At 63.6% G+C, this 25,921-nt stretch carries 26 protein-coding genes; 11 read left to right on the top strand and 15 right to left on the bottom strand.

Features of this window, described 5'->3' with window-relative positions; genetic code table 11:
* The 3 genes from A9K68_RS15675 to A9K68_RS15665 are packed head-to-tail and all read left to right on the top strand — an operon-like array spanning position 1 to position 3,882.
* On the top strand, positions 1 to 297 hold the full coding sequence (locus tag A9K68_RS15675) for a sarcosine oxidase subunit delta (RefSeq protein WP_065012263.1): 297 nt from the start codon (positions 1 to 3) through the stop codon (positions 295 to 297).
* The gene (locus A9K68_RS15670) at positions 294 to 3,287 is read left to right on the top strand and encodes a sarcosine oxidase subunit alpha (RefSeq protein ID WP_065012264.1); all 2,994 of its coding nucleotides are present in this window, start codon (positions 294 to 296) and stop codon (positions 3,285 to 3,287) included. The genes A9K68_RS15675 and A9K68_RS15670 overlap by 4 nt, the downstream gene beginning before the upstream one ends.
* Positions 3,280 to 3,882: a sarcosine oxidase subunit gamma gene (locus A9K68_RS15665; RefSeq protein WP_065012265.1), complete on the top strand. Its 603-nt coding sequence runs from the start codon at positions 3,280 to 3,282 to the stop codon at positions 3,880 to 3,882. The genes A9K68_RS15670 and A9K68_RS15665 overlap by 8 nt, the downstream gene beginning before the upstream one ends.
* A gap of 37 nt (positions 3,883 to 3,919) precedes the next feature.
* On the opposite strand, the gene A9K68_RS15660 is transcribed toward A9K68_RS15665, so the two are convergent.
* Complete coding sequence (locus A9K68_RS15660) at positions 3,920 to 4,624, bottom strand: nitroreductase (RefSeq protein WP_029351978.1); 705 nt, start codon at positions 4,622 to 4,624, stop codon at positions 3,920 to 3,922.
* A gap of 303 nt (positions 4,625 to 4,927) precedes the next feature.
* Between A9K68_RS15660 and A9K68_RS15655 the strand changes: the two genes are divergently transcribed.
* The 5 genes from A9K68_RS15655 (at position 4,928) to A9K68_RS15635 (ending at position 12,620) form a co-directional block, all read left to right on the top strand.
* Positions 4,928 to 5,521 (top strand): XRE family transcriptional regulator, encoded by a 594-nt coding sequence (locus A9K68_RS15655; RefSeq protein ID WP_082982793.1) that lies wholly within the window; start codon positions 4,928 to 4,930, stop codon positions 5,519 to 5,521.
* 97 nt (positions 5,522 to 5,618) lie between these two features.
* On the top strand, positions 5,619 to 8,072 hold the full coding sequence (locus A9K68_RS15650; protein WP_065012266.1) for an FAD-dependent oxidoreductase: 2,454 nt from the start codon (positions 5,619 to 5,621) through the stop codon (positions 8,070 to 8,072).
* Positions 8,069 to 8,968: a homocysteine S-methyltransferase family protein gene (locus A9K68_RS15645; protein ID WP_065012267.1), complete on the top strand. Its 900-nt coding sequence runs from the start codon at positions 8,069 to 8,071 to the stop codon at positions 8,966 to 8,968. Before A9K68_RS15650 ends, A9K68_RS15645 begins: the two co-directional genes overlap by 4 nt.
* Complete coding sequence (locus tag A9K68_RS15640; protein ID WP_065012268.1) at positions 8,968 to 10,149, top strand: pyridoxal phosphate-dependent aminotransferase; 1,182 nt, start codon at positions 8,968 to 8,970, stop codon at positions 10,147 to 10,149. The genes A9K68_RS15645 and A9K68_RS15640 overlap by 1 nt, the downstream gene beginning before the upstream one ends.
* Positions 10,146 to 12,620: an FAD-dependent oxidoreductase gene (locus A9K68_RS15635; protein ID WP_065012269.1), complete on the top strand. Its 2,475-nt coding sequence runs from the start codon at positions 10,146 to 10,148 to the stop codon at positions 12,618 to 12,620. Before A9K68_RS15640 ends, A9K68_RS15635 begins: the two co-directional genes overlap by 4 nt.
* Before the next feature lies 1 nt (position 12,621).
* Here the strand turns inward: A9K68_RS15635 and A9K68_RS15630 are convergent, their stop codons facing one another.
* The 7 genes from A9K68_RS15630 to A9K68_RS15600 are packed head-to-tail and all read right to left on the bottom strand — an operon-like array spanning position 12,622 to position 19,178.
* The gene (locus tag A9K68_RS15630; protein WP_065012270.1) at positions 12,622 to 13,209 is read right to left on the bottom strand and encodes an NAD(P)H-dependent oxidoreductase; all 588 of its coding nucleotides are present in this window, start codon (positions 13,207 to 13,209) and stop codon (positions 12,622 to 12,624) included.
* Positions 13,209 to 13,790 (bottom strand): NAD(P)H-dependent oxidoreductase, encoded by a 582-nt coding sequence (locus A9K68_RS15625; RefSeq protein WP_065012271.1) that lies wholly within the window; start codon positions 13,788 to 13,790, stop codon positions 13,209 to 13,211. Before A9K68_RS15625 ends, A9K68_RS15630 begins: the two co-directional genes overlap by 1 nt.
* Complete coding sequence (locus A9K68_RS15620) at positions 13,790 to 15,187, bottom strand: FAD-binding oxidoreductase (protein WP_082982801.1); 1,398 nt, start codon at positions 15,185 to 15,187, stop codon at positions 13,790 to 13,792. The genes A9K68_RS15625 and A9K68_RS15620 overlap by 1 nt, the downstream gene beginning before the upstream one ends.
* Entirely contained in the window at positions 15,187 to 16,494 is a 1,308-nt protein-coding gene (locus tag A9K68_RS15615; protein ID WP_065012273.1) for a cytosine deaminase, read from the bottom strand. The genes A9K68_RS15620 and A9K68_RS15615 overlap by 1 nt, the downstream gene beginning before the upstream one ends.
* A 1-nt stretch (position 16,495) precedes the next feature.
* Positions 16,496 to 17,347, bottom strand: a complete 852-nt coding sequence (locus tag A9K68_RS15610) for an ABC transporter permease (protein WP_065012274.1) — start codon at positions 17,345 to 17,347, stop codon at positions 16,496 to 16,498.
* Positions 17,334 to 18,164 (bottom strand): ABC transporter ATP-binding protein, encoded by an 831-nt coding sequence (locus A9K68_RS15605; protein ID WP_065012275.1) that lies wholly within the window; start codon positions 18,162 to 18,164, stop codon positions 17,334 to 17,336. The genes A9K68_RS15610 and A9K68_RS15605 overlap by 14 nt, the downstream gene beginning before the upstream one ends.
* 9 nt (positions 18,165 to 18,173) lie before the next feature.
* Positions 18,174 to 19,178 carry an ABC transporter substrate-binding protein gene (locus A9K68_RS15600; protein ID WP_065012276.1) on the bottom strand — a complete coding sequence of 335 codons (1,005 nt, stop codon included), beginning with the start codon at positions 19,176 to 19,178 and terminating at the stop codon, positions 18,174 to 18,176.
* A gap of 253 nt (positions 19,179 to 19,431) precedes the next feature.
* Between A9K68_RS15600 and A9K68_RS15595 the strand changes: the two genes are divergently transcribed.
* A complete protein-coding gene (locus A9K68_RS15595; protein ID WP_065012277.1) occupies positions 19,432 to 19,815 on the top strand; it encodes a RidA family protein in 384 nt (127 codons plus the stop codon).
* An 88-nt stretch (positions 19,816 to 19,903) separates the two neighbouring features.
* Complete coding sequence (locus A9K68_RS15590) at positions 19,904 to 20,707, top strand: creatininase family protein (RefSeq protein ID WP_065012278.1); 804 nt, start codon at positions 19,904 to 19,906, stop codon at positions 20,705 to 20,707.
* Positions 20,708 to 20,887: 180 nt separating this feature from the next.
* On the opposite strand, the gene A9K68_RS15585 is transcribed toward A9K68_RS15590, so the two are convergent.
* Together A9K68_RS15585 and cobD are read right to left on the bottom strand one after the other, a co-directional pair.
* Entirely contained in the window at positions 20,888 to 21,397 is a 510-nt protein-coding gene (locus A9K68_RS15585; RefSeq protein WP_065012279.1) for a tyrosine phosphatase family protein, read from the bottom strand.
* The gene (gene cobD, locus A9K68_RS15580; protein WP_082982795.1) at positions 21,394 to 22,449 is read right to left on the bottom strand and encodes a threonine-phosphate decarboxylase CobD; all 1,056 of its coding nucleotides are present in this window, start codon (positions 22,447 to 22,449) and stop codon (positions 21,394 to 21,396) included. Before cobD ends, A9K68_RS15585 begins: the two co-directional genes overlap by 4 nt.
* Between cobD and cbiB the strand changes: the two genes are divergently transcribed.
* Positions 22,448 to 23,416, top strand: coding sequence for an adenosylcobinamide-phosphate synthase CbiB (cbiB, locus tag A9K68_RS15575; protein WP_065012280.1), 969 nt, complete (start codon positions 22,448 to 22,450; stop codon positions 23,414 to 23,416). The two genes, cobD and cbiB, sit on opposite strands and share 2 nt — an antisense overlap.
* Before the next feature lie 60 nt (positions 23,417 to 23,476).
* Here cbiB and A9K68_RS15570 read toward each other — a convergent pair whose 3' ends face one another.
* The 5 genes from A9K68_RS15570 to A9K68_RS15550 are packed head-to-tail and all read right to left on the bottom strand — an operon-like array spanning position 23,477 to position 25,889.
* The gene (locus tag A9K68_RS15570; RefSeq protein ID WP_246811386.1) at positions 23,477 to 23,758 is read right to left on the bottom strand and encodes a hypothetical protein; all 282 of its coding nucleotides are present in this window, start codon (positions 23,756 to 23,758) and stop codon (positions 23,477 to 23,479) included.
* A 26-nt stretch (positions 23,759 to 23,784) separates the two neighbouring features.
* Positions 23,785 to 24,402 carry a cob(I)yrinic acid a,c-diamide adenosyltransferase gene (gene cobO, locus A9K68_RS15565; protein ID WP_065012281.1) on the bottom strand — a complete coding sequence of 206 codons (618 nt, stop codon included), beginning with the start codon at positions 24,400 to 24,402 and terminating at the stop codon, positions 23,785 to 23,787.
* A gap of 1 nt (position 24,403) precedes the next feature.
* Positions 24,404 to 24,925, bottom strand: coding sequence for a bifunctional adenosylcobinamide kinase/adenosylcobinamide-phosphate guanylyltransferase (gene cobU / locus A9K68_RS15560; protein WP_065012282.1), 522 nt, complete (start codon positions 24,923 to 24,925; stop codon positions 24,404 to 24,406).
* Positions 24,918 to 25,694 (bottom strand): CbtA family protein, encoded by a 777-nt coding sequence (locus A9K68_RS15555; protein WP_065012283.1) that lies wholly within the window; start codon positions 25,692 to 25,694, stop codon positions 24,918 to 24,920. Before A9K68_RS15555 ends, cobU begins: the two co-directional genes overlap by 8 nt.
* Positions 25,695 to 25,709: 15 nt before the next feature.
* Positions 25,710 to 25,889 (bottom strand): CbtB domain-containing protein, encoded by a 180-nt coding sequence (locus A9K68_RS15550; RefSeq protein WP_029352005.1) that lies wholly within the window; start codon positions 25,887 to 25,889, stop codon positions 25,710 to 25,712.
* Between the last annotated feature and the right edge of the window lie 32 nt (positions 25,890 to 25,921).

Here is a 25,921-nt window from a genome sequence, read left to right as displayed (position 1 = left end):
ATGCTCATCACCTGCCCCTATTGCGGCCCGCGCGACGTCATCGAGTTCACCTATCAGGGCGATGGCAACCGCGAGCGCCCTCAGCCTGCCTCCCAAAACCTCGATGCCTGGAACGCCTATGTCTACAACAGGTTGAACCCGGCGGGCGACCACAACGAGATCTGGCAGCATTCCGGCGGCTGCCGCGCCCACCTCAGGGTCGTGCGCAACACGCTGACACACGAGGTCTCCAACGTCGCCTTCGCGCGCGGCGACCACAAATCCGCCGCGCGCCACAAGGCGGAGGGCAAGCCATGAGCCCGCGCCGCACCGATGCCGGCGGCCGGATCGACCGCCTGCGAACCATCCGGTTCACCTTCGACGGCGCGCCCTACACCGGTCATGCCGGCGACACGCTTGCCTCGGCGCTGCTGGCCAACGGTGTCACCCTGTTCGGGCGCTCGTTCAAATATCACCGCCCGCGCGGCGTGCTGACATCAGGCGTCGAAGAGCCGAACGCCCTGGTGACGGTGCTGCGGGGCGAGGTTCGCGAGCCCAACATTGCCGCGACCATGGTCGAGATCTATGACGGGCTGACCGCCGTCAGCCAGAACCGCTTTCCATCGCTGTCCTGGGATCTCAGCGCCGCCAACCAGCTCGGCGGCAAGCTTCTGTCTGCCGGCTTCTATTATAAGACCTTCATGGGACCTGCGATCGGCCCGCTGAAAGGCACGCGTTTCTGGATGTTCTGCGAGCATTTCATCCGCCGCGCCGCCGGTCTCGGCCGTGCTGGGATCGCTGCCGACACGGCGCGCTATGAGCGCATGAACGCTTTCTGCGATGTGCTGGTGGTCGGCTCCGGTCCGGCCGGGCTGATGGCTGCCAGGGCCGCCGCCGATCAGGGCGCGCGTGTCATCCTCAGCGAGCTCGAACCGCATTTCGGCGGCTCGGCCAACTGGTCGGGCGAGACGATCGACGGCATGCCGGCCGCCGACTGGGCAGCGCGAGCCGCCGGCCAGCTCGAAGGCTATGACAATGTCCGCCTGCTGCCGCGCACCACGGTCTGGGGCTACTACGATGGCAACACGCTCGCCGCGCTCGAACGAGTCACCGATCATAAGGAGAGGCCCGGCAAGGGCGAACCGCGCCATCGCTACTGGACCATCCGCGCCAAATCGGTGGTGCTGGCCACCGGCTCCTTCGAGCGGCCGCTGGTGTTTCCGGGTAACGACCGGCCGGGTGTGATGCTGGCGCATGCCGCCGAGCGCTACGCCAACGAGTACGGTGTGCTGCCGGGCAACAGGATCGCGCTCTTCACCAACAATGACAGCGCCTATCGCTCCGCGCTTGCGCTGAAGAAGGCCGGTGCGGCGATCGTCGCCATCGTCGACGTGCGGCCGGAGCTTTCGAGCGAGATGCGCGAGCTCGCCGACGAAGTGGAGGCCAAGAACCTTTCCGCTCACGCCGTGGTCGCCACCGAAGGCGGCAAGGCGTTGGCCGGTATCAAGGTGCAGCGCTTCGACATGGTCAACGGCGCGCTTGCCGGCGATCGGCGCAGCATTCAAGCCGACTGTCTGCTGATGTCGGGAGGCTGGTCGCCGACCATCCATCTGGCCAGCCAGGACGGCGCCAAGGCGGAATGGAATGCCGCCAGACAAGCCTTCCTACCACCGAACGCGACGCAGCGATGGATTGGCGCCGGCGCCTTCACCGGCAGCTTTTCCACCGCCGAGGCAATCGCCGAAGGTCGCGCCGCCGGCCTTTCCGCGGCGGGTGGAACGGGCACGCCAGCGGCCTTGCCGGTCGTCGAAGCCGCACCCGGCGATCCCGATCCGGCGCCGGTGTTCGAAATCAAGGCTGATGGAAAAAGCTTCGTCGATTTCCAGCACGATGTGACCGCGGAGGATGTGCGGCTGGCGCATCGCGAGGGCTTCATCTCGGTCGAGCACCTGAAGCGCTACACCACGCTCGGCATGGCGACCGACCAGGGCAAGAGCTCCAACATACCGGGCCTCGCCATCATGGCCGAAGCATTGGGCAAGCCGATCCCCGAAGTCGGCACGACACGTTTTCGCCCACCCTTTTCGGCGGTGTCGATCGGCTCGCTCGCCGCCGAACGGTTCGGCGATCTGAGGCCCGAGCGGCTGACCCCGATGCATGACTGGCACGTCGTCAACGGCGCGACCATGTATTCGGCCGGCCTCTGGTTTCGCCCGATGATCTACGGCCACGCCGGCGAAACGATCGAGCAGGCCTATGTACGCGAAGCTAAGGCGACGCGCGAGAGCGCCGGCATCGTCGACGTCTCGACGCTGGGCAAGATCGCCGTGCAGGGTCCGGACGCGGCGGAATTCCTCGACCGGGTCTACACCAACATGTTCTCGACGCTGGCCGTCGGCAAGGCCCGCTACGGGCTGATGCTGCGCGAGGACGGCCTCGCCTTCGACGACGGCACGACATGGCGGCTCGGCGAACAGGACTTCTTGATGACCACCACCACCGCCAATGCCGGCAAGGTGATGCAGCACCTGGAATATTTCCTCGACGTCATCTGGCCGGAGCTGAAGGTCCACGTGACCTCGGTGACCGACCAATGGGCGGGTGCGGCGATCGGCGGTCCGAACGCGCGAGCCATTCTTGCTGCTTGCGTCACCGGCACTGCCGTCGACAACGCCGCACTGCCCTTCATGGGAATCGTGCATGGCAAGATATCAGGCGTGCCGGTGATGATCTGCCGGCTTTCCTTCTCCGGCGAAATGGCCTTCGAAGTTTACTCCGGCGCAGGCTACGGCACCCATGTCTGGGAAGCGTTGATCGAAGCCGGCAAGCCGTTCGGACTGGTGACTTACGGGCTTGAGGCGCTGGGCACGATGCGCATCGAGAAAGGCCACGTCACCGGCGCCGAGATCGACGGCCGCACCACGGCGCGCGACCTGCATCTCGACTGGATGCTGTCCAAGAAGAAGCCCTTCATCGGCTCGGCGATGATGGATCGCGAGGGCCTGATCGCACCCGGCCGTCTGGAACTCGTCGGGCTGATTTCGCTGGACAACCAGCCGCTCAACGGCGGCGCGCACATCGTCGAGGCGCTTGACGAAGCCAATCCGCACGATTCCATCGGCCACATCACCGCTTGCTGCTATTCGCCGGCGCTCGGCAAGTACATCGCGCTCGCTTTGGTCAAGGACGGCAAGGCACGGCGCGGCACGCGCGCCCATATCTCCGATCCCCTGCGCAACCGGTTCGGCCCGGTCGAGATCGTCTCCAACCACTTCTTTGATCCGGACGGGAGCCGCATGCATGGTTGAGCGCCAATCGCCGCTTGAGCCGGCACCGCTTGAGCCGGAACTGCGCACCGGCTCGCACGGCGATTTCGAACACGGCATCGATGTCATCCTCTCCGAAACCAGGCCGGGGTCGATCCTGCAGCTCGCTGCCTGGCCGAGCCACGAAAAGGAGTTGATCGCCGGTATCCGCACCGTGACCGGCCTTGCTCTGCCCGATGGCGCCGGCGCCGGCAGCACCGACGGCGTGAGATCGGTGTTCGGGTTCGCGCCAGGAAAATTCACGGTGGTCGACGAGGCCGAGGGCTTGGTGTCGGGCTTTGCCGGTGTCGTGACGCCCGCGATCGGCACGGTGACCGACCTGTCGCATGGCCGCACCGCGATCCGCATCGCCGGACCGAAGGCCGAATGGGTGCTGGCGAAATTCTTCGCCATCGACTTCGCGCTGCCGGCCTTTCCGGTCGGTGCCGGCCGTTCGACCATGCATCATGACGTCTTCGCCCAGATCCAGCGCACCGGCGCCGACCAGTTCGACATCTATGTATTCCGGTCGTTTGCGCGCTCGTTCTGGAAGGCGCTCTGTCACGCCAGCGAGGAAGTCGGTTACGAAGTGCAGTAGACCGAGACGGCGCGTCGTCGCCTCACTTGGCGCCATCTCATTTGGCGAACGTCACCCACTCTTCCAGCGGCGCGCGGTCGGTGCGGAACTCGTTTTCGGGCTTGGACGTGTCTTCATGGCCGAGCGCCATGCCGCAGACGACGATCTCCTCGTCTGGAATGTTGAGCACCGGCCTGATCTGCTTGTGGTAGGGTGCAAAGGCGGCCTGCGGGCAAGTGTGTAGGCCCCTGCCCCGTGCCGCCACCATGATATTCTGCAGGAACATGCCGTAATCGATCCACGACCCCTTGTTCAGCCGCCGGTCGACGGTGAAGATCATGCCGACCGGCGCGTCGAAGAAGACGAAGTTGCGGTCGTGCTGCGCGCGCATCCTGTCCACCTCACGCCGGCCGATGCCGAGAACGCTGTAGAGGCCGAAGCCATTGGCCCGCCGCCGGGTGAGATAGGGTTCGAAGAACTGGTCGGGATAGTAGCGATACTCGTCCCACTCGGCCTTTTCGGCACGGATGCCGGAGTTGAGGATGGCATCGGTGATCCGCTGCTTGACCTCGCCCTTGGTCACGTAGACCCGCCAGGGCTGCATGTTGGTGCCCGAAGGGGCGCGCGCGGCAACGGTGAGAATGGCGCGGATCGTCTCGTCGTCGACCATGTCGGGCAGAAAGGCCCGCACCGAGCGGCGCGACGTGATCGCCTCGTCGACGATCGCCGCATCATCTGTAATCTTATTCCTGTTTTCCAGCATGGGCGTCCTTTGCGCCTGACCCGGAACCGGAATCGATTCCGGAAAGGATCATGCGCCGTCCAGAAAATGAAAGAGCACCATTGCGGGTCCAATTTGACACGTGGCGCTCTATCGTAAGCCTCGACCGGACGCCCTCACTCGCCGTTCGTGGCCGAGCCTTTGCCTGAACTGCCAAAATGGCGCAAGCAATTCTTGTGGCCTTATGAAAATCCTCTTGATTTTTTCACGAACCTGACGTCTCATGAAATTTGCCCCGACTTTTTCACGAAGGGGATTTCTCACCAAGAAATTTCATCAAGAGAAATGGCTTTGCCCTCAACCGCTGTCAGATCGGAGCAGGAAAACCGCGAACGGCTGCTGGCCGGCGATATCAGGGCGCTGCGCAGGGCGCGCGGTCTGACGCTTGCCGAGATCGGCCTGAAGCTCGGCCGCTCCGTCGGCTGGGTCAGTCAGGTGGAGCGCGGCCTGTCGATACCATCGCTGAGCGATCTCAGAGCCTTTGCGGAATTGTTCGGCGTGCCCGTCAGCCTGTTCTTCAGCCACGACGTGCCTGTGGAGAACGAGCGCGGCGTGGTCGTGCGCGCCGGCAGCCGCCGCACGCTTGGTACAAGCGATTCCGGATTGGTGGAGGAGCTTCTGTCGCCCGATCTCGGCGGTAGCTTCGAAATGCTGCGTTCGGTCTTCGCGCCGGGTGCTGAACTGAAGACCGAATCACGCCGGCCGACGGAGGAAGCCGGGTATGTTGCTTCCGGCAGCTTCGACATCGAGATATCAGGCGTCTGGCACCGGCTTGGCGAAGGCGACTCCTTTCGCTTCGACGGCAAGCCGTTCCGCTGGCGCAATCCTGGAGCGGAGCCGGCGGTAGTCATCTGGGTGGTTTCGCCACCTGTTTACTGAATCATGTCCCCCAAAAGTGTGCAGGGTTTTGGGATAACGACATGCATCAAAACAGAATTAAAGCGCGCTGGACCGCGCTTTAGGTTTGGAGAAAAACATGGCCGGTTTGCCGATCACGGCACGTGTGGTGATCATCGGAGGCGGTGTCGTTGGCTCCTCCTCGCTCTACCATCTCGCCAAGGCGGGCTGGACCGACTGCGTGCTCCTGGAAAAGAATGAGCTCACCTCCGGCTCGACCTGGCATGCGGCCGGCAACGTGCCGACCTTCTCCTCGTCATGGTCGCTGATGAACATGCAGCGCTATTCGACGGAGCTCTATCGCGGGCTGGCCGACGCGGTTGGCTATCCCATGAACTACCACGTCACCGGTTCGCTCAGGCTGGCCCATACGGCCGAGCGAATGCAGGAGTTCCAGCGCGCCAAGGGCATGGGCCGCTACCAGGGCATGGACATCGACGTGATCGGGCTCGACGAGATCAAGCGCCGCTACCCGTTCATCGAAACGCATGAGCTGAAGGGCGCGCTCTACGATCCGAACGATGGCGACATCGACCCGGCGCAGCTGACCCAGGCGCTGGCCAAGGGCGCCCGCGACCTAGGTGCGAAGATCATTCGCTTCTGTCCGGTCACCGGCGTGCGCCGCGAGAACGACGAGTGGGTGGTCGAGACCGCGCAGGGCGAAATTCGCTGCGAGGTGGTCGTCAATGCCGCCGGCTATCGCGCGGCTGAAGTCGGAAAGATGTTCGGCCGCGACGTGCCGATGATGGTGATGAGCCATCAATATATCCTGTTCGAAGAAATCCCCGAACTGGCCGCCTGGTCGAAAGAGCAAGGCAAGAAACTGCCGCTGCTGCGCGACGTCGACACCTCCTACTACCTGCGCCAGGAAAAGAATGGCATGAATCTCGGCCCCTATGAGCGCAATTGCCGTGCGCATTGGGTCGGCCATAACGACCCGATGCCCGACGATTTTTCATTCCAGCTGTTCCCCGACGATCTCGACCGGCTGGAGGACTATCTGGCCGATGCCGTCGCCCGCGTGCCGATCCTCGGCACCGCCGGCCTGTCCAAGGTCATCAACGGCCCGATCCCGTACGCGCCGGACGGCAACCCGCTGATCGGGCCGATGCCCGGCGTGCCGAACGCTTTCGAGGCCTGCGTCTTCACCTTCGGCATCGCCCAGGGCGGCGGCGCCGGCAAGGTGCTGGCCGAATGGGTGACTGAGGGCCAGACCGAGTGGGACATGTGGTCCTGCGATCCGCGCCGCTTCACCAGCTTTGCCTCGGCCCCGGATTACTGCGTCGCCAAGGGCATGGAGATCTACGGCAACGAATATGCCATCCAGTTCCCGCGTCATGCCTGGCCGGCTGGGCGCGACCGCAAACTGTCGCCGATCCATGATCGCATCACGGCGCTCGGCGCCCGCTTCGACGCCTATAATGGCTGGGAACGCGCCACCTGGTACGCGCAGGCCGGCGACGATGTTTCGGAAGCCGCGACGCTGACCTTCCGTCGCGACGGGCCATGGCAGCATCGCGTCCGCGAAGAATGCCTCGCCGTGCGCGACGCCGCCGGCATTTTGGACCTGCCCGGCTTTTCCCGCTTCAACCTTGACGGCCCTGGCGCTGCGGAATGGCTGAGCCAGCAGGTTACGGGGCTGGTGCCGAAACCCGGCCGCATCGGCCTCGTCTATTTTGCCGACGACAAGGGCCGCATCGTGACCGAAATGTCGGTGGTGCGACACGACGAGAATTTGATGACGCTGATCACCGCCGCGGTGGCGCAGTGGCACGATTTCGAGTGGCTGAAATGGCGCATGCCGAAGGACGCTTCCTTCAAGCTGGTCGACCGAACCGAGGAATACTCCACGCAGATCCTCGCCGGGCCCAATTCGCGAAAAATCCTCGCCGATGTCTGCGCCGCAGACCTTGCTCTGCCCTGGCTGACGCACCAGGAGACGACGGTCGCCGGCCGTTGGGCAAGACTGGTGCGCGTGTCCTTCGCCGGCGAACTCGGCTGGGAAATCCACACCAAGGTCGACGACACCGCCGCCGTCTTCGACGCTGTCTGGGCGGCCGGCCAGAAGCACGGCCTGAAGCCGTTCGGCATGTACGCGCTGGATTCGCTGCGGCTCGAAAAAGGCTATCGCGCCTGGAAAGGCGACCTGTCGACCGACTATTCGATCCTGCAGGGTGGGTTGGGGCGTTTCGTCAGATGGGACAAGCCCGACTTCCGCGGCAAGGCAGCGCTACAGAACGAGAAGCAGCAGGGCGTCAAGAAACGCTTTGTCACGCTGATCATCGAAAACCCCGGCGACTGCGATGCGCCCACCATGTCGACGCTGTGGCATGACGGACAGATCGTCGGCGAGACGACGTCCGGCGGCTGGGGTCATCGCATCGACAAATCGATCGCGCTCGGCATGTTGCGCGCCGATCTCACTGAGCCGGGAACCACGGTCGAGGTCGAGATCTTCGGCGAGCGCTTCAAAGCGATGGTGCAGAAGGACGAACCGCTGTGGGATCCAAAGAATGAGAGGTTGCGCGCGTGAAGACGGTTATCCTCACTGACGGCGGCATGGGTCAGGAACTGGTACGCCGCAGCAAATCCGATCCCACCCCGCTATGGTCGGCCAGGGTGCTGATCGACGAACCGGACCTGGTGCGCGACCTGCATGCGGAGTTCATCCGGGCCGGCGCCCGTGTCATCACCATCAACACCTATTCGGCAACGCCCGAACGGCTGGCGCGGGAGGGCGCGGAAGAGCTGTTCGAGCCGCTGCAGAAGCGCGGCATGGAACTGGCAAGGCAAGCTCGCGACCAGGCCGGCGACGCGGCAATCGCCGGCTGCCTGTCGCCCCTGTTCGGCAGCTACGCGCCGGCACTGACGATATCCTTCCAGGATACGCTCGACATCTACCGCCGCATCGTTGCCGAGCAGGCTGACGGCGTCGATCTGTTCCTGTGCGAGACCATGGCGTCGGCCGAGGAGGCGCGCGCGGCTGTCACCGCGGCGTCGGAAAGCGGCAAACCGGTGTGGGTGTCTTGGACACTTGCCGATCACGGCGCACCACGACTGCGCAGCGGCGAAGCCATTGCGGCTGCGTCGAGCGCTCTCGACGGGCTGCCGGTCGCAGCTAGACTGGTCAATTGCTGCAGGCCCGAAGCGATTGCTGCAGCGTTGCCCGAACTGATCTGCCTTGGCGGCCCGGTCGGCGCCTATGCCAACGGCTTCACCTCGATAGGGGCGCTCAAGCATGGCGGCACCGTGGAAGTGCTGCACGCCCGCCACGACCTTGATCCGGACGCCTATGCAGGCCAGGCGGTCGGCTGGGTTGAAGCCGGCGTCGGCATCGTCGGCGGCTGCTGTGAAGTCGGACCGCCCCACATCGCCGCCCTGCGTGACCGGCTCGAACAGGCCGACTACGAAATTTCGGGAGTAGCATAATGCCCAGACCATCATCGCGCATTTCCGGCATCGTGCCTTCCGGCAAGGATGGCTGGGAGGTTCATTTCGCTGCCTGGACACGCAAGGAGGCCGGCGAGGACATCATCATGCTGTCGGTTGGCGACCACGATTTCGACACGCCGGCGCAGACGATCGAAGCCTGCGTGAACGCGGTTCGCGCCAGCAACCACCACTACACCCCGCTTCCCGGCATTCCGCGCCTGCGCAAGGCAATGGCGGCGGCGTCGACCGCGTGCACCGGCGTTGCGACCAACCCCGACCAGGTCATCGCCACGCCAGGCGGACAGGCAGCGCTTTACGCGGCGGTACAAGCCGTTCTCGACCAGGGCGACCATGCCATCGTGGTGGCGCCCTATTACGCAACCTACCCCAACACGTTCAGTGCAGCGGGCGCCGATTTCACCGTAGTCGAGACACCCGCCGAGGATGGTTTCCAGCCGCGAGCCGCCGACATTCGTGCCGCGCTCCGGCCGAACACGCGCGCCATCCTCATCAATACGCCCAACAACCCGACGGGTGCAGTCTACTCGCGCCAGCGGCTGGAAGACCTGGCGCAGATCTGCCGGGAACATGACCTCTGGCTGCTGTCGGACGAGGTCTATTGGACGCTGGGCGGCGGCGAGCACATCTCGCCGCGCTCGCTGCCCGGCATAGCGGAACGCACGCTGGTCATCAATTCCATGTCGAAGAGCCACGGCATGACCGGCTGGCGCATGGGCTGGCTGACCGGGCCAGAAGAGATGATCTCGCTGCTGACCAACCTCAATCTGGTGACGACCTACGGCCTGCCGGCCTTCATCAGCCTCGCTTGCGCCGAGGCGCTGGAAAACGGCTATGGCGTCAAGGAGATCGCCGAACGCTATGCCGCGAGGCGCAGCGTCGTCCTCGACGCAATGCACGGCATGAACAACATCACGGTGCGCGGCTCCGAAGGCGGCATGTATGTCATGCTCGACATCTCGGCCATCGAGCCGGACGACGAGAAATTCGCCTGGGCTTTCCTCGACAAGGAAAAAGTCGGCGTCATGCCGGGCTCGAGTTTCGGCGATGCCGCCGCCGGCCACATCCGCGTCAGCCTCTGCCAGCCCGAGGCGATACTTTTGGAAGCAGCCCTTCGGCTGCGCCGCTTCGCTTCCAACTATCGCCGTGAGGCCGCATGAGCGCCCTGCCCCAGAATACCATCCCGACAACGGCCATTCCTCCCAAAGCAAGGGCCGTCATTATCGGCGGCGGTGTTTCAGGCTGTTCGGTCGCCTACCATCTGGCCAAGCTCGGCTGGACCGATATCGTGCTGCTCGAACGCAAGCAGCTGACATCGGGCACGACATGGCACGCCGCCGGCTTGATCGGCCAGCTGCGCGGTTCGCAGAACATGACGCGGCTGGCGAAATATTCGGCCGACCTCTACGTCAAGCTCGAAGCCGAGACCGATGTCGGCACCGGCATGCGGCAGGTCGGTTCGATCACCGTGGCGCTGACCGAGGAGCGCAAGCACGAGATTTATAGGCAGGCGTCTCTCGCCCGCGCGTTCGATGTCGACGTGCGCGAGATTTCGCCTGATGAAGTCAAGGAGATGTACCCGCATCTCAACATTTCCGATGTGGTCGGCGCCGTGCATCTGCCGCTCGACGGCCAGTGCGACCCGGCCAATATCGCCATGGCGCTGGCCAAGGGTGCGCGCCAGCGCGGTGCGACGATCGTCGAGAACGTGAAGGTAACCAAGGTCCATACCAGGGATAGCCGCGTTACCGGCGTCTCCTGGACGCAAGGCGACGAGCAAGGCATGATCGAAGCCGATGTCGTCGTCAATTGCGCGGGCATGTGGGCGCGCGAGCTCGGGCGCCAGAACGGCGTCACCATACCGCTGCATGCCTGCGAGCACTTTTACCTCGTCACCGAACCGATCCCCGGCCTGACCCGCCTGCCGGTGCTGCGCGTGCCGGACGAATGCGCCTACTACAAGGAAGACGCCGGCAAGATGATGCTCGGCGCCTTCGAGCCGGTGGCCAAGCCATGGGGCATGGACGGCATCCGCGAAGATTTCTGCTTCGACCAGTTGCCGGAGGATTTCGAGCATTTCGAGCCGATCCTTGAAATGGGCGTCAACCGGATGCCGATGCTGGCCAGCGCCGGCATCCACACTTTCTTCAACGGTCCCGAGAGTTTTACGCCTGATGATCGCTACTATCTCGGCGAGGCGCCGGAGCTTTCCGGCTACTGGATGGCGACCGGCTATAATTCGATAGGCATCGTTTCCTCCGGCGGCGCCGGTATGGCCCTGGCGCAATGGATCAATGACGGCGAGGCACCCTTCGATCTGTGGGAGGTCGACATCCGCCGCGCCCAGCCGTTCCAGAAGAACCGCCGCTACCTGAAGGAGCGCGTCTCCGAGACGCTCGGCCTGCTCTATGCCGACCATTTTCCGTACCGCCAGATGGCGACCTCGCGGAACGTCAGACGCTCGCCGCTGCACGAACATCTGAAGGCGCGCGGTGCGGTGTTCGGCGAGGTTGCCGGCTGGGAGCGCGCCAACTGGTTCGCCAGGCCCGGCCAGGAGCGCGAATACCGCTATTCATGGAAGCGGCAGAACTGGTTCGACAACCAGCGCGAGGAACATCTGGCCGTCCGAAACGGCGTCGGCCTGTTCGACATGACCTCGTTCGGCAAGATCCGTGTCGAGGGCCGCGATGCCTGCGCCTTCCTGCAGAAACTCTGCGCCAACGACATGGACGTGGCGCCGGGCAAGATCGTCTATACCCAGATGCTCAACCAGCGCGGCGGTATCGAGAGCGATCTCACCGTCTCACGGCTATCTGAAACGGCCTACTTCCTGGTCGTGCCTGGCGCGACGCTGCAGCGCGATCTCGCGTGGCTAAAAAAACACCTCTCCCATGAATTCGTCGTCATCACCGATGTCACCGCTGCCGAAGCCGTGCTTTGCCTGATGGGTCCGGATGCGAGGAAGCTGATTCAAAAGCTGAGCCCGAACGATTTCTCCAACGAAACCAACCCGTTCGGGACGTTTCAGGAGATTGAAATCGGCATGGGGCTGGCCCGCGCCCACCGTGTAACCTATGTCGGCGAACTGGGCTGGGAGCTTTATGTCTCGACCGACCAGGCCGCCCACGTGTTCGAGGCTATCGAGGAGGCCGGCGCCGATGTCAGCCTAAAACTCTGCGGCCTGCACACGCTGGATTCCTGCCGCATCGAAAAGGCCTTCCGGCACTTCGGCCACGACATCACCGATGAGGACAATGTGCTGGAGGCAGGCCTTGGCTTCGCAGTGAAGACTGCCAAGGGCGATTTCCTTGGCCGCGACGCCGTGCTGAGAAAAAAAGAAACCGGATTGGACCGGCGGCTGCTGCAGTTCCGCCTGAAAGACACGCAACCCTTGCTCTTTCACAATGAGGCGATCCTGCGCGACGGCAAGATCGTCGGCCCGATCACCTCGGGCAATTACGGCCATCATCTCGGCGGCGCCATCGGCCTCGGCTACGTGCCTTGCAAGGGCGAGAGCGAGGCGGACGTGCTGTCGTCGTCCTACGCGATCGAAATCGCCGGCGAGCGCTTCGCCACCGAGGCATCGCTGAAGCCGATGTATGATCCGAAATCGGAACGGGTGCGGATGTAGCTCAGAAGCGCTCCAGCTTCGTTCGCACTTTCTCCAGGAACGCCGCCCTCGTCTTCGGTGTCGATGAGTCCATCAGGTAGTGCGCCAGAAAGAGCGTCCTGCAGCGGGTGGCGCAGAGTGCCCGCATGCCGCGCAGGATTGTCCTGCGTCCCGGCTGGCCGACGACGACGCTCCACCAGGTCGGTGCGCCGCAGGTCGTGATCACCCCGATCTTCGTCACATGCCTCATCAGCGACTGAATCCGTCGCTTGCCGGCCGGCAGCCGGAAGGCGACGTCGGTCGCCCAGACCCGGTCGAGCCAGCCCTTCAGCATTGCCGGCAGCCCATACCACCATGTCGGATAGATAAAGAGAATTGCCTGGGCCCAGTTGAGATTTTCGATGTGCGGCCTGAGCGCCGGATCCTGTGGGGCGTGTTCATTGTAGGAGCGTCGCTCGCCGCAGCCCATGACCGGATCGAAATTCTCCGAATAGAGGTCGAGCAGCCGCACCTCCCAGCCCCTCGCCTTCAGCACCTCGATGGCACTATCCCGGATCGAGGCGCAAAAGCTTTCCGGGACCGGATGGCAGTAAACCACCAGGACCCGCATCAGAAGGCATCCATGCTGGCGGCGACTTTCGCCGTGAATCTCTTCCGCGTTTCATCGGTCGACAGGTTCATCGAATATTGCGCAAGATAGGCCACGGAGGCACCTGGCTTGACCGTGGTGCGCAACACACGCTTGACCAGCTTGCGCGGCGGGTCGCCCATCAGCATTGCGTGCAACCGGCTGCCGCCATAGGTGGTGACCGCCGCCAGCTTGCGGATGTTGTGCAGCGACGGCTGCACCTTGCCATTGACCAGCTTGAACGAGACGCCGGGCAGGAAGACGCGGTCGAAAAAGCCTTTCAGGATCGCCGGATAGCCGAAGTTCCACACCGGAAACGACAGCACCAGTGCCTCGGCCCGCAGCAGGCGCTCAACATAGGGCGCTGCCGGATCACCGGCGCCGCGATCGTCGTGATAACCGAGCCGCTCGGCCCGCGTCAGCCGGGGATCGAAATTCTCGGCATAGAGGTCGCAGTCGTCGACGGCGTGGCCGGCTGCCGTCAGCCGCTCGACGATCACCTTGTGCAAACCGGCATTGAAGCTGGTCTCGACCGGATGGGCGTAGAGAACGAGGATGTTCATCACCCCGCCTTCTGCAACCCCTTGAACAGGAACGACTTTCCCGAGTGATAATCGTAGTCCGGGTTTTCCCAGGCGATCATCTTGCCTGGATTGAGCAGCCCTTGCGGATCGGTCTCGCGCTTGAAGGCGAGCTGCACCTCGTCCGTCTGCTTCATGCCGCCCTCTTCCAGCGTGTAGCGGTGCGGGTTGAAGACCCAGCAGCCATTCTCTTCGTGGATGCGGATTATCTCGTCGAGCCGCTCGGCCGTCGTGAAGCGGACCAGCGGCAGCCCGGCCACGCCGATCGCGCCGTCGAAGCGGATGAATTCGAGATGTGTCGGCACTTCGTCGCCGAAGCGGTCGATCATCGCCTTGACGTAAGCGAGGTGATCCGGCGAAGGATAGCGGGTCTGCAGATAGGTAATCGTCGGGTCGACCCTGATGGCGCGCAGCGTCGTGTGGTTCCAGGTCAGCTCATAGGCCGGCGGCAGGCCCTTGAGATCGGCCTCCTTGTCGGCGCGGAAGACGATCTCGCCCTTGCTGCGCGCAGTAAGAGCGACAAAGGCGTCCATGGCATGCGGCGTGATCATGCAGACGACGATGCTTTGCTCGCGCCTGAAAAACCGCTGGTGCCGCTTGAAATAATCGTAAGGGATGGGCGCGGCGATCGGCGTGATCAGCTTCGCTAGAATGCCGTCCTGAATGGCGAGATCGTTGCCGAAGCCGGCCGCATCCATGAAATCGTCGAAGCCGACGATGACGTCGATCCAGTCGTAAGATGCGGTCAGCGGCATCTCGACCTCGGTGATGATGCCGTTGGTGCCGTAGGCATGCATCACCTTCAGCACCCCTTCGCCGGTAAGATCCATGATGCGAGGCTCCGCCTCCATCGTCACGGTCCTGAGCCGGATGACATTGCCGAGGTCGCGCAGCCCACCCCAGCGGATCGAGCCGACGCCGCCCGATCCGCCTGCGACGAAACCGCCGATCGACGCGGTGTTATAGGTCGATGGCGACATTCGCAGCTCCTGGCCGGAATGCGCGCGCGTCGCCCTGTCGATGTCGGCGAGGACGGCACCGGGTCCGGTCACGACGCGGCCGGGCGCGATTGTCTTGACTGCATTCATTTCGGCGAGATTGAGCACGACGCCGCCGGACAAAGGCATCGCCTGCCCGTAATTGCCGGTGCCGCTGCCGCGCGGCGTCACCGGCACGCCATGCCGGTGACAGGCGGCAAGCACTCGGATCACCTCGTCTTCCGTCTTCGGTGTCACGATCAGATCGCCGGTCACATGGTCGAGCTGTTGCTTCAGCACCGGGCTGTACCAGTAGAAGTCACGGCTCTTTTGCTGGACGATCGCCGGATGGTCGTCGATCTTCAGACCGTCAAGATCGCGTTTGAGCGTAGCCAGGTCCATCATCCCACCATCAGATCATCGAGTTCGGCATAATCGGGCAATTGGCGCTCGATGGCGCGGCCGTCGCGCACCACGATGCGATCCGATTCAGGCCGCGACAGCAATTCCGTCCAGCTCCGCCCCTTGAAGACGACGAAATCGGCGGCGCCGCCGGCTGCAAGGGTGCCGAAACCGTCGAGCCGCATCACCTGGGCCGGCGTTGAAGTCACCGCCTGTGGCCAATCGCCGACCGGGTGATCGAAATGCAGGATGCGCGTCGCCATACGATAGACCTCCAGCATGTCGAGATCGCCATAGGCGTAGAACGGATCTCGGGTATTGTCGGAGGCGACGGCGACAGGAATGCCGCGCGCTTTCATCTCGTGCAGCAGCGTCACGCCGCGCCAGCGCGGCGTGGTCTTGTCGCCGCGCCGGTCCTGCAGATAGAGATTGCACATCGGCAGCGACACCACGGCAAGCCTCGCCTTCGCCACCTTATCCAGCGTGTCGAGCACATCGAGATCGGGCTGGCGTGCCAGCGAGCAGCAGTGGCCGACGAGGATGTTTCCCTCAAAACCGTTCCACAAGGCCGCCTCGGCGATCTTCTTCAGCGAGATCGCCGAGATATCGTCAGTCTCGTCGGCGTGGAAATCGAGGTCGAGGCCATGCTTGATCGCCTGCGCGAACACCTGGTCGAGAAGCTCTTCCAGGTCCGGCAGCATATAGGTGACGACGCCGAGCACGCCATTGGCCGCGGCGACGCGTTTGGCCAGCCTTTCGAACCACTTCCTGTCGCGCACGCCTTCGATGCCAAGCAGGCAGGCCGCCTGCAGCTCGATGCGGCCACGCCATTTCTCCCGTATCGTCTCGAACACCGGCCAGGAGATCTCTTCCTGCGGCGCGACGCTGTCGAGATGGGTTCGCATAGCCCTGGTGCCGTGCGCGTAGGCTGAGCGCAGCGAAAAAGCCATGCGGCGGGCAACGTCGTCTGCGCTCCAGCGGGCAGCGCGATCGGCGCCGGTGGCGTTCAACGCGCCCATGAACGTGCCGTCCGGATTGGGTTTTCGAGGCCAGATATGGCCCTTGTCGATATGCGTGTGGCAGTCGACGAAGCACGGCATGACGACGCGGCCGCCGAGGTCGGCGGCAGCTGCGGGCGAATTGGACTGGCGATGCGCGACGATGCTGGAGATTTTGCCGTCGGCGACGGCGATATCAGCGAGCGCAAAGCCGTCGGCATCGAAGGCTGCGGCAAGGCCCGGCGTCAGTGATGCGTGAAGCCGGACGTTGGTGAGATGGTAAGGACCAGAGGCCGGTATCTCCAACATTTCATCGCTCCTGCTTCAGCGCGCTTTCATGCCAGCGCCGCAAAATGAGATGCGAGATCAGCGACAGCACCAGGAAGATCAGAATGCCGGTGAACGAGATCAGGATCAGGGCCGCAAACAGCCGCGGGGCGTTAAGCCGGTAACCGGCCTCGATGATGCGAGAGGCAAGCCCCGACGACTGGCCGGTTGCCCCGGCGACGAACTCGGCCACCACCGCGCCGATCAGCGACAGGCCGCCGGCGATCTTCAGCCCGCCGAGAAAATATGGCATCGCTGCCGGCAGCCTGAGATAACGCAATTGCTGCCAGCGGGTCGCGCCGTTAAGCCTAAACATGTCGCGCAGATTGCGGTCGACGGAATTGAGGCCGAGCGTGGTGTTGGACAGGATCGGAAAGAAGGCGACAATCCAGGCACACAGCAGAAGCTTCGTCGTCTGGTTGTCGACGTAGATGTTGATCAATGGGAAGATCGCGACGATCGGCGTCACCTGCAGGACGATGGCAAACGGGAAGAACGACATCTCCACCCATTTCGATTGTGCGAACAGGACCGCCAACCCAACACCGCCGACGATGGCCAGAAACAGGCTGAGGAAGGTGATCTTGAGCGTCACCAGCAGCGAGGAAAACAGCAGCCCGGCATCGTCAAACAGCGTTTGCAGCACCACACCGGGGCGCGGCAGGATATATTTCGGGATGTCGTTCCAGACGCAGATGCGGTCCCACAGCCAGATGGCCAGAATCATGATCGCCAGCGGCAGCACCCATCGGCCGATGCGCTCGAGCCGCTCCTGGCGCACGCGACGCGCCTCCTCGGGATCGAGCCTCAGCACGTGTTCTTCAATGGCCGTCATGGTGCGGTCCGGCAGTTGAGTTGATGGCGCCGATCAGCACATCGGACGCCTGACGGCAAAGCGCGGCATAGGCGGGCGAAGTACGGAAGGCTTCATTGCGCGGATAGGGCGCATCGATGACGAGTTCTTTGAACACCCGGCCCGGTCGCGCCGCCATGACGACGACGCGGCTGGAGAGGAAAACGCTTTCGAAGACGCTGTGGGTCACGAAGACGACGGTAAAATGCTCGTCCTGCCATAGCTCCAGAAGATCGTTGTTGAGCTTGAAGCGGGTGATCTCGTCGAGCGCTGCGAACGGCTCGTCCATCAAAAGCACGCGCGGCTTGGTCACCATGGCGCGGGCGATCGAGACGCGCATCTTCATGCCGCCGGACAGCTCGCGCGGCACGGCATGCTCGAAGCCGGTCAGGTGGACCCGCGCCAGCATCTCCATCACGACAGGCGCAGCCTTGGCCCGCGACACGCCCTTCAGCCGCAGCGGCAGCCAGACATTGTCGAAGACATCGGCCCACGGCAGCAGCGTCGGCTCCTGGAAGACGAAGCCGATATTCGAGCGGTCGACAGAGCTGCTGCCGCGCCAGTCGAGCACGCCGGAGGTCGGCGTCGCAAGACCCGCAATGAGGCGCAAGGCCGTCGACTTGCCGCAGCCGGACGGGCCGAGAAGGCTGAGAAAGTCGCCTTCCCGGATCGTCAGGTCGACATCGCTGAGCGCTGTCACGCCGTTGGAAAAGACCTTGCCGACGCCACGCAGCGCCAGCAGCATCGGACCTTTGCCCGATGCGCTTGCCGGCGCTTGCGGCACTTTCTCCTGCATCATGCCTGGGTGCTATTTCTTCAGGTCGATCCCGACGCCCTTGTTAACGAAGGCCAGCGTGTAGGACTTCTTGATGTCGACGCCGGCCGGCACGACCTTGGCCTTGACCATCTTGTCGTAGAAGCTTTCGATGCGCGCGTCAGTCATCGCACCGATGCCGAGTTTTTCCGTGTCGCCGGAATCGACGATGCCGAATTTCTTCATCTGCTCGATCGAAAACGCGATCTGCTCGTCGCTGATGTCGGGGTTATCCTTCTTGATCGCCGCATTGGCGGCAGCGTTGTCGCCGTAGAGATAATTGTACCAACCCTTGGCCGAGCCATCGACAAAGCACTGAACCACCTCCGGCCGCTTGTCGATCGTGGCCTGCATGGTCTCGATCGTCGTCGCATAGGTGTCGAAGCCGTAGTCGGCGAGCAGGAACAGATTGGGCTGGAAGCCGCCTTCCTTGGCGACGGCGAAGGGCTCCGAGGTCACGTAACCCTGCTGGATCGACTTCGGATTGGCGATGAAAGGTGCGGGGTTGAACGTATAGGGCACGCGCTTGGCCGGATCGAAGCCGAACTCCGTGATCATCCATTGGAAGTAGCTCTGTGCACCTTCGTCGCCAATAATGTACTGGTCCGCGTCCTTCAAATCCTCCCATTTGTCAAGGCCCTGACCCGGATGGCTCATGATCACCTGCGGCTCTTTCTGGAATGAGGCGGCGACCACGCGCAGCGGAATGTCCTGCTGAACGGCGTCGAAGGCCTGCAGCATGTTGCCGCCCATGTAGAAGTCGATCTTGCCGGCGAGCAACAGCGGCCGACCGCTGACCTGCGGGCCACCTTGCATGATCGTCACGTCGAGCCCGCAAGCCGCATAGGTGCCATCAGCGGCTGCCTGATAATAGCCACCGTGCTCGGCCTGGGCGAGCCAGTTGGTGCCGAAGGTGACCTTCTCGTTCGCTGCCGCGCTTAGCGTGCTTGCGGCAAGCAGCACGATCGCGCCCACCGAAATCTTAAGTTTTCCGTCCATCCACACCACCCTCTGTTGGCTCCGGTGCGCCACGCACCGGGCTCGACACCATCGACTCAAGAAGCAAGACACATGCCATCACCGAGGCCGCCCGCCTGCGCAACGGTGGTGCACGAAGGCCGGACGGTCATGCTGTACCGGGGGCATCGTGCCTATTTTTTGAACGCCTGTCCACAATCGCCCTGATAGTATGCACTGCATCTTGAACGGGCCGCCAATCCGGCTTTAGGCTGACATCAGATTGGAGATTTTCATGTTCAAATTCCTGGCGCCGAAGTCGATCAAGCCGCCCTTCGCCCGCTACAGTCATGGCGTCGAGGTGCCTCCCGGCAAGAGGCTGGTGCTGTGTTCGGGCCAGGTCGCCATCGCTCCGGACGATCAGATCCCGGAGGATGCCGGCGCACAGGCCGAACTCTGTTTTCAGAACATCGCGGCGATTCTTGGCGAGGCCGGGCTTGGACTTTCCGACATCGTCCGCATCAACACCTATGTCACCGACCGCGCCTTCCTGCGGCCCTATATGGACGTTCGCGATCGGCTGTTCACCAGCCCGGCGCCGGCTTCGACGCTGATGATCGTGTCCGGTTTCGCGCGGCCGGAATTCAAGGTCGAGATCGAGGTCATCGCGGCAGGGTGATCGACAGGCGATCCTTCCCGCGCTAGGTCTGGCCGTGCATCGAAGAGGCCAGTCTATCGAAAAGGCCAGTCTATCGAAAAGGCATGACATGACCGCTGCAAACAAACGCGTGTGGTGGGGCGACTACCGGACCACCGAATACGCCACGATCGATCCGGAGGCGACGATCGCCGTCCTGCCGGTGGCGGCGATCGAACAGCACGGCCCGCATCTGCCGGTTTCGACCGACACCTCGATCATGACCGGCATGCTCGACACGGTGATCGCCCGCCTGCCCGCCGATCTCGACATCCGCATCCTGCCCGTCCAGGCGGTGGGTAAGTCGAACGAGCACCTGCATGCACCGGGAACCCTCACTCTGCCGGCGCCGATCTTGATCGAGGCGTGGACCGAGCTTGGCCTGTCGATCGCGCGGGCCGGGCTAAGGAAACTGATCGTCGTCAACTCGCATGGCGGCAACGAAGAGATCATGGGCATCATCACGCGCGAATTGCGCGTGCGTGCAAAGATGCTGGCGGTGAAGACGAGCTGGCAGCGCTTTGGCCGGCCGGCCGGCATGTATACCGAGCTTGAGGATCGCCACGGCATCCATGGCGGCGATGTCGAGACCTCGCTGATGCTGCATTTCCGGCCGGATCTGGTCGACATGGCAAAGGCCGACAATTTCGTGTCCAACGTCGCCCGCGCCGAAAAGGAATTTCCACTGCTGCGCCAAACCGGAACGCACGCCTTCGCCTGGATCGCCACCGATCTCAACCCGAACGGCGTGGTCGGGGACGCCAGCATTGCAACGGCCGAAAAGGGCAGGCTTACCGCCAACCATCAGGCCGACGGCTTCATCAGCCTGTTGAAGGATGTGCGCAAGGCGAAGCTGGCCGACTGGCTGGCATAGTCAGGCCATGGTCCCGAACCGAAGGTCAGCGCAGCAAACAGCGGAAACCGGGTTTCGGAAAAGATCTTGGTCAAACTCTAAAGCGCGTCGCGTCTGAACGGATTTATGCGACGCGCTTTAAGCTCTTGTTTTTATACATGTCGTTACCCCAAAACCGCTGCGCACTTTTGGGCGACAGCATTAGGCGTCGATCTTCAACTCAAAAGGCGTACCTTCGAAGGCGTCCGCGCCGCGCCCGATCGCCTGGATCGCGCCGATCATGCGGCCGTTGCGATCGAGCAGCGTATCGGCGACCGCGATCAGCCGCGGGTTAGGTGTCGCCGTCGGCGACAACGCGCGCAGCGTCTCAGCCAATTCGACCTCGCAGCGCTTCGGCGCCAATGCCGCCGCGATGATGTAAGCCGAGGCGGTCGAACGGCTGATGCCGGCATAGCAATGCACGACCAGCGGCCTTGCACGATCCCATCGGCGCGCGAAATCGAGCAGATCGCGGACATGGATTTCGCCCGGCATGGTCATGCCCTCTTGCGCCACCGCAATGTCATGCATGACCAGATGCAGATGGTTTTCCCGGGCGATCGACGCCGGCCGCGTCACCTCGGTACCGGCAGCCAGCAGGGAAAGCAGCCGCTCGGCGCCGGTTCTCGCGACCGTTTCCTCGACCTTCGATAGCGAACAGACATGGATCATTGCTTGACCTCCTTGGTGTTATCGTCGCGCTGTTGCGCCCAGTCGGCAAGAGCCGATTCGAGCCGCTGCCATTCCTCGTCAGGACCCGGCAGCCCGGCGCGCAGCACATGCGGCCGGCCGGAAAAATGCCGAAGCAGGATGCCGCGCTCGCCAAGCGCCGAAAACAGTCCGGCGGCGTCCGCCAGCCCGATATAGCGGAACAGCGTGGTGCCGCCGGCGACTGAGACGCCGAAGCGGCCGAACAACGCATCGAGCCGTGCTGCATCCTCTGCCAGACGGCGTCGCATCTCGGCCCGCCAGCCGCTGTCGGCAAGCGCGCGGATACCGTATTCGAGCGCTGGGCCGGCGACCGCCCATGGCCCGAACTGCGCCTCGAGCCGTTCGACCGTCAGCGCGTCGGCCAGTGCAAAGCCGAGCCGCAGGCCGGCGAGGCCAAAGAATTTGCCGAAGGAACGCAGCACGACAATGCCGCCTTGCTCGACATCGCCGGCCAGGCTTTCCGCGCGCGGCCCGACATCCATGAACGCCTCATCGACGACCAGCAACCCGCCTTTGGCGCGCAATTTTCCGGCAAGATCGAGCAGCTTCTTGCGTTCGATGATGCGCCCGTCCGGATTGTTGGGGTTGACGATGATGGCGAGATCGGCTCCTGCCAGGACCTCGAAATCATCGACCTCCGTCACAGCATGGCCGGCGATTGCCGCTGCCCGCTGATGTTCAGCATAGGTCGGCCCGAGCACCAGCGCCTTGCCGGGGCTCGCCAGCGAGGCGACGCGCGGCAACAGGATCTGCGTGCCCGGCGTCGCCACCACATTCGCTGCCGATGGCGCGCCATAAACGCTTGCCGCGACTTCGGCCAACTCGCGGACCCGCGCTGCTTCCGGCAATCTGGACAGGGCGGTGGCGGGCAGATCGAAAAACGGATAGGAGTGCGGATTGATACCGGTCGAGAGGTCGACGAAGGGCTGCGGCGCATGCGGAAACAGCGCCCTCGCCCGGCCAAGGCTTCCGCCGTGATCCACCACTGTTGCCGCTCCATCAAGAGACTTCATGTCGATCCTGACCGCTTTCCTGTCACTGGTTGTTGAATTCGCCGTGGGTTACCCGGCCTGGCTGTTCGGCGCCATCGGCCATCCCGTCACCTGGTTCGGCAGGCTGATATCCTTTCTCGACCGCAGGCTCAACCGCGATACTGATTCCGACGCCCTGCGTCGCCGGCGCGGTGTTCATGCGCTGCTGATCATCGTGCTGGTGCCGGCCGCCATCGCCTTCGCCGTGGAAGCCATGCTTTCGGGCATTCCAGCTGGACTGGTCCTCACGGCAATCCTGGCGACGTCGCTGCTGTCGCAGAAGAGCCTGGCCGAGCATGTCGAGGCGGTGGCCGACGGACTGGACAATGGTGGACTCGACATTGGCCGTGCTGCCGTCTCAAGGATCGTCGGCCGCGATCCGGAAAAGCTCGACAGAGCCGGCGTCTGCCGCGCGGCGATCGAAAGCCTGGCCGAGAATTTTTCCGACGGCGTCGTTGCGCCCGTCTTCTGGATCGGCGTCGGCGGGCTGGCCGGCGGCGTCGCCTACAAGGCCGCCAACACGGCCGATTCGATGATCGGCCACCGCACCCCGCGCCACGAGGCCTTCGGCAGGGCGGCAGCGCGCTTCGACGATCTGATCAACCTGCCGGCGTCGCGGCTGACCGCACTGCTCATCGTGGGTGCCTCTTTCTTCGTCAAAGGCGCCGATGCCGGCAACGCCTGGCGCACCGTGCAGCGCGACGCGACAAAGCACCGCTCGCCCAATGCCGGCTGGCCGGAGGCGGCGATGGCCGGCGCGCTCGGCCTGGCGCTCGCCGGCCCGCGTTCCTATGACGGCGTCATGGTCGACGATACGTTCATGGGCGAAGGCGGCCACCGCGATGCCGAGAGCGCCGACATCAGGCGGGCGCTGAAACTCTATCGGGTGGCCGACTTTTTGCTGATCGCGCTGTTCGGCTTGCTGTCGGTGATCGTCATCGCTGCGTGACCCATCGGACGGGTCGGGAACTCAAGTCACCAAGTAACGCGGACTTCCCTTGCGCTTGAATCAACCCGCCTTGCCAAACCTTTTGATCGCATAGCCACCGACAGCTGCAGGAGAAGATTTCAATACTGGTTCAATCACAAAAAAGAGTCGCTCAGCATCTGGCCCGTACATATAGAGGATGCACTTGCCGTCGCCAAACTCATCGCCATCAAACTCACCGACCGAAGCATTGCCGACGACTTGCTCTAGCCGATCTTCCAGCGCGAAAATGGAAGCGCGTTCTTTCGACGTTCCAAACTGCCCGTCATTCAGAAGAAGATAGACGATTACCGCTTGTTCCAACAGACAGTTCTCCTGCTGCGAAGTGATCAGAACTCGATTCCTTGCTGTGCCTTCACGCCAGCGGAAAAGTGATGCTTGGTCACGCCCATCTCGGTGACAAGATCGGCGGCATCGACCAGCGCCGGCTTGGCGTTGCGGCCGGTGGCGACGACATGCAGGTTTTCGCGGCGCCCTTTCAGCGCCGCCACCACTTTGTCGAGATCGAGATAATCGTAGCGCAGCGCGATGTTCAGCTCGTCGAGCACCAGAAGGCTGATCGATGGCTCGGCCATCAGCTCGAGCGCCTTGGCCCAGGCCGCTTCGGCGGCGGCGATGTCGCGCTTCAGATCCTGCGTTTCCCAGGTGAAGCCCTCGCCCATTGTATGCCAGACGACCCGGTCGCCGAAGGCGGCAAAGGCGTCCTTCTCGCCGGTAGGCCATTTGCCCTTGATGAACTGGACGACGCCGACGCGCCTGCCGTAGCCGAGCATCCTCAGCGCCAGCCCGAAGGCGGCAGTGGTCTTGCCCTTGCCGGGCCCGGTGTTGACGATCAGCAGCCCCTTCTCGACCGTCTTTGCCGCGACCTCGGCGTCCTGCACCGCTTTGCGCTTGGCCATCTTGGCGCGATGGCGCTCCTCGTCCTTGGGATCGATAGTATCAGCCATGTCACTTCACCTTGAGCGGCAGCCCCACCACCATCAGCAGCACCGTATCGGACACTGCCGCGACTTGCTGGTTGAGCCGGCCGGCGGCATCGCGAAACCGGCGAGCCAACGCATTGTCCGGCACGATGCCCTGGCCGACCTCGTTGGAAACCACGAACCACGGCCCGCGCGGTCGTGACAGCACATCCGCCAGCCCTCGGCATTCGGCCTCAACGTCATGTTCGGCCAGCATATGATTGGTCAGCCACAAAGTCAGGCAGTCGATCAGGACGGGCCGGCCGTCAGGCAGCGCCTGGATCGCGCCGACGAGATCGAGCGGCGCGTCGATGGTCGTCCAGCCCTCGCCGCGCCGCGACCGATGCAGCGCAATACGTTCGCGCATCTCGTCGTCATAGGCTTGCGCCGTGGCGATATAGGCCCACGGCGCCGGGCAGGCCCTCGCCAATTTTTCGGCATGCGCGCTCTTGCCGGAGCGTGCACCGCCGATGACCAGGGTCAGCGTCCCGGCAACGCGATCAGGCAAAGCTGTCGCGTAGGCCGGTCGCGGTGCCGGTCAAGCGGCCACGCACCACGCCGACGATGCCGCCGAGCACCAGCCAGAACACCAGATTGGTCAGCGTCACCGCCACCACGAACTGGTGATGCAGGCCTTCTGGGATCGGCGATTCGAAACTGTCGGGCTGCGGCGCGCCGACGATATGCGGCGCCACGATCAACGCTACGGCAATCAGCGCCAGTGGCAACGACTTGCGGAAGGCAAGCAGGCCGAGACCCGCCGCGGTCGCCATCACGGTCGCCGTCCACCAGATCTGGCGCTGGGTGAGATCGGCCGCCGGCATCGCCGGCAATTCGGGCGGCAGGCCAAGGTTCGGAGCCAGCGTGAATACGGCAAAGCCGGCAAAGCCCCAGAACAGGCCCTGACGCCAATTGCCGATGCCGCCGGCGAACTCCGAAGCGGCGACCAAGATCAGCGCAAAGCCGATGCCGGTGACCACATTGGCAACGATATTGAAGGCGAAGCGCTCGAAGCCGTCGGCCGGCGTCCAGCCCCCCTCTTCCGGGGCGGCAGCTTCGGCCGGCGCTGGCGCCGCGCTGGTCATAGCATTCGTATCCCCGGCGTTCGCAGCCGGCGCCGCGGCATGGTCATGCGTGTGACCACCGCCGGCCTGTTCGTAGACTTCCGCTTTCAGAATGAGCGGCACCGTGGCATAGGCCTGCATGCAGGCGAGAACGACGCCTGCCACAAGCCCTGCGATCGCCGCGATGAACACGACGTTGCGAAACAGTGTCATGGTGTCAGCCCCTCATCAGTGGCAGGGGAACGCCATCGAATGGCGATAGTCGTGAGCGGCATTGTGGACCGCATCGATATGCGAGAAGCCGACAAAGCCCATCACGAAAATGCCGAGAAATGCAGCAAGCGCCAGCTGCACGAAGCGCGACTGCGAGGAGACGGAAGTGCCGAGCGAGACGGAAGCGGTATTCATGTCTTGTCCTTTCGCCCTCCACCCGAGGGCAT

It is taken from the genome of Mesorhizobium sp. AA22 (assembly GCF_001672375.2).
GTDB lineage: Bacteria > Pseudomonadota > Alphaproteobacteria > Rhizobiales > Rhizobiaceae > Mesorhizobium > Mesorhizobium wenxiniae.
The sequence above is the reverse complement of the archived record's forward strand: the minus strand, read 5'-3'. Positions and strand labels throughout refer to the sequence as shown.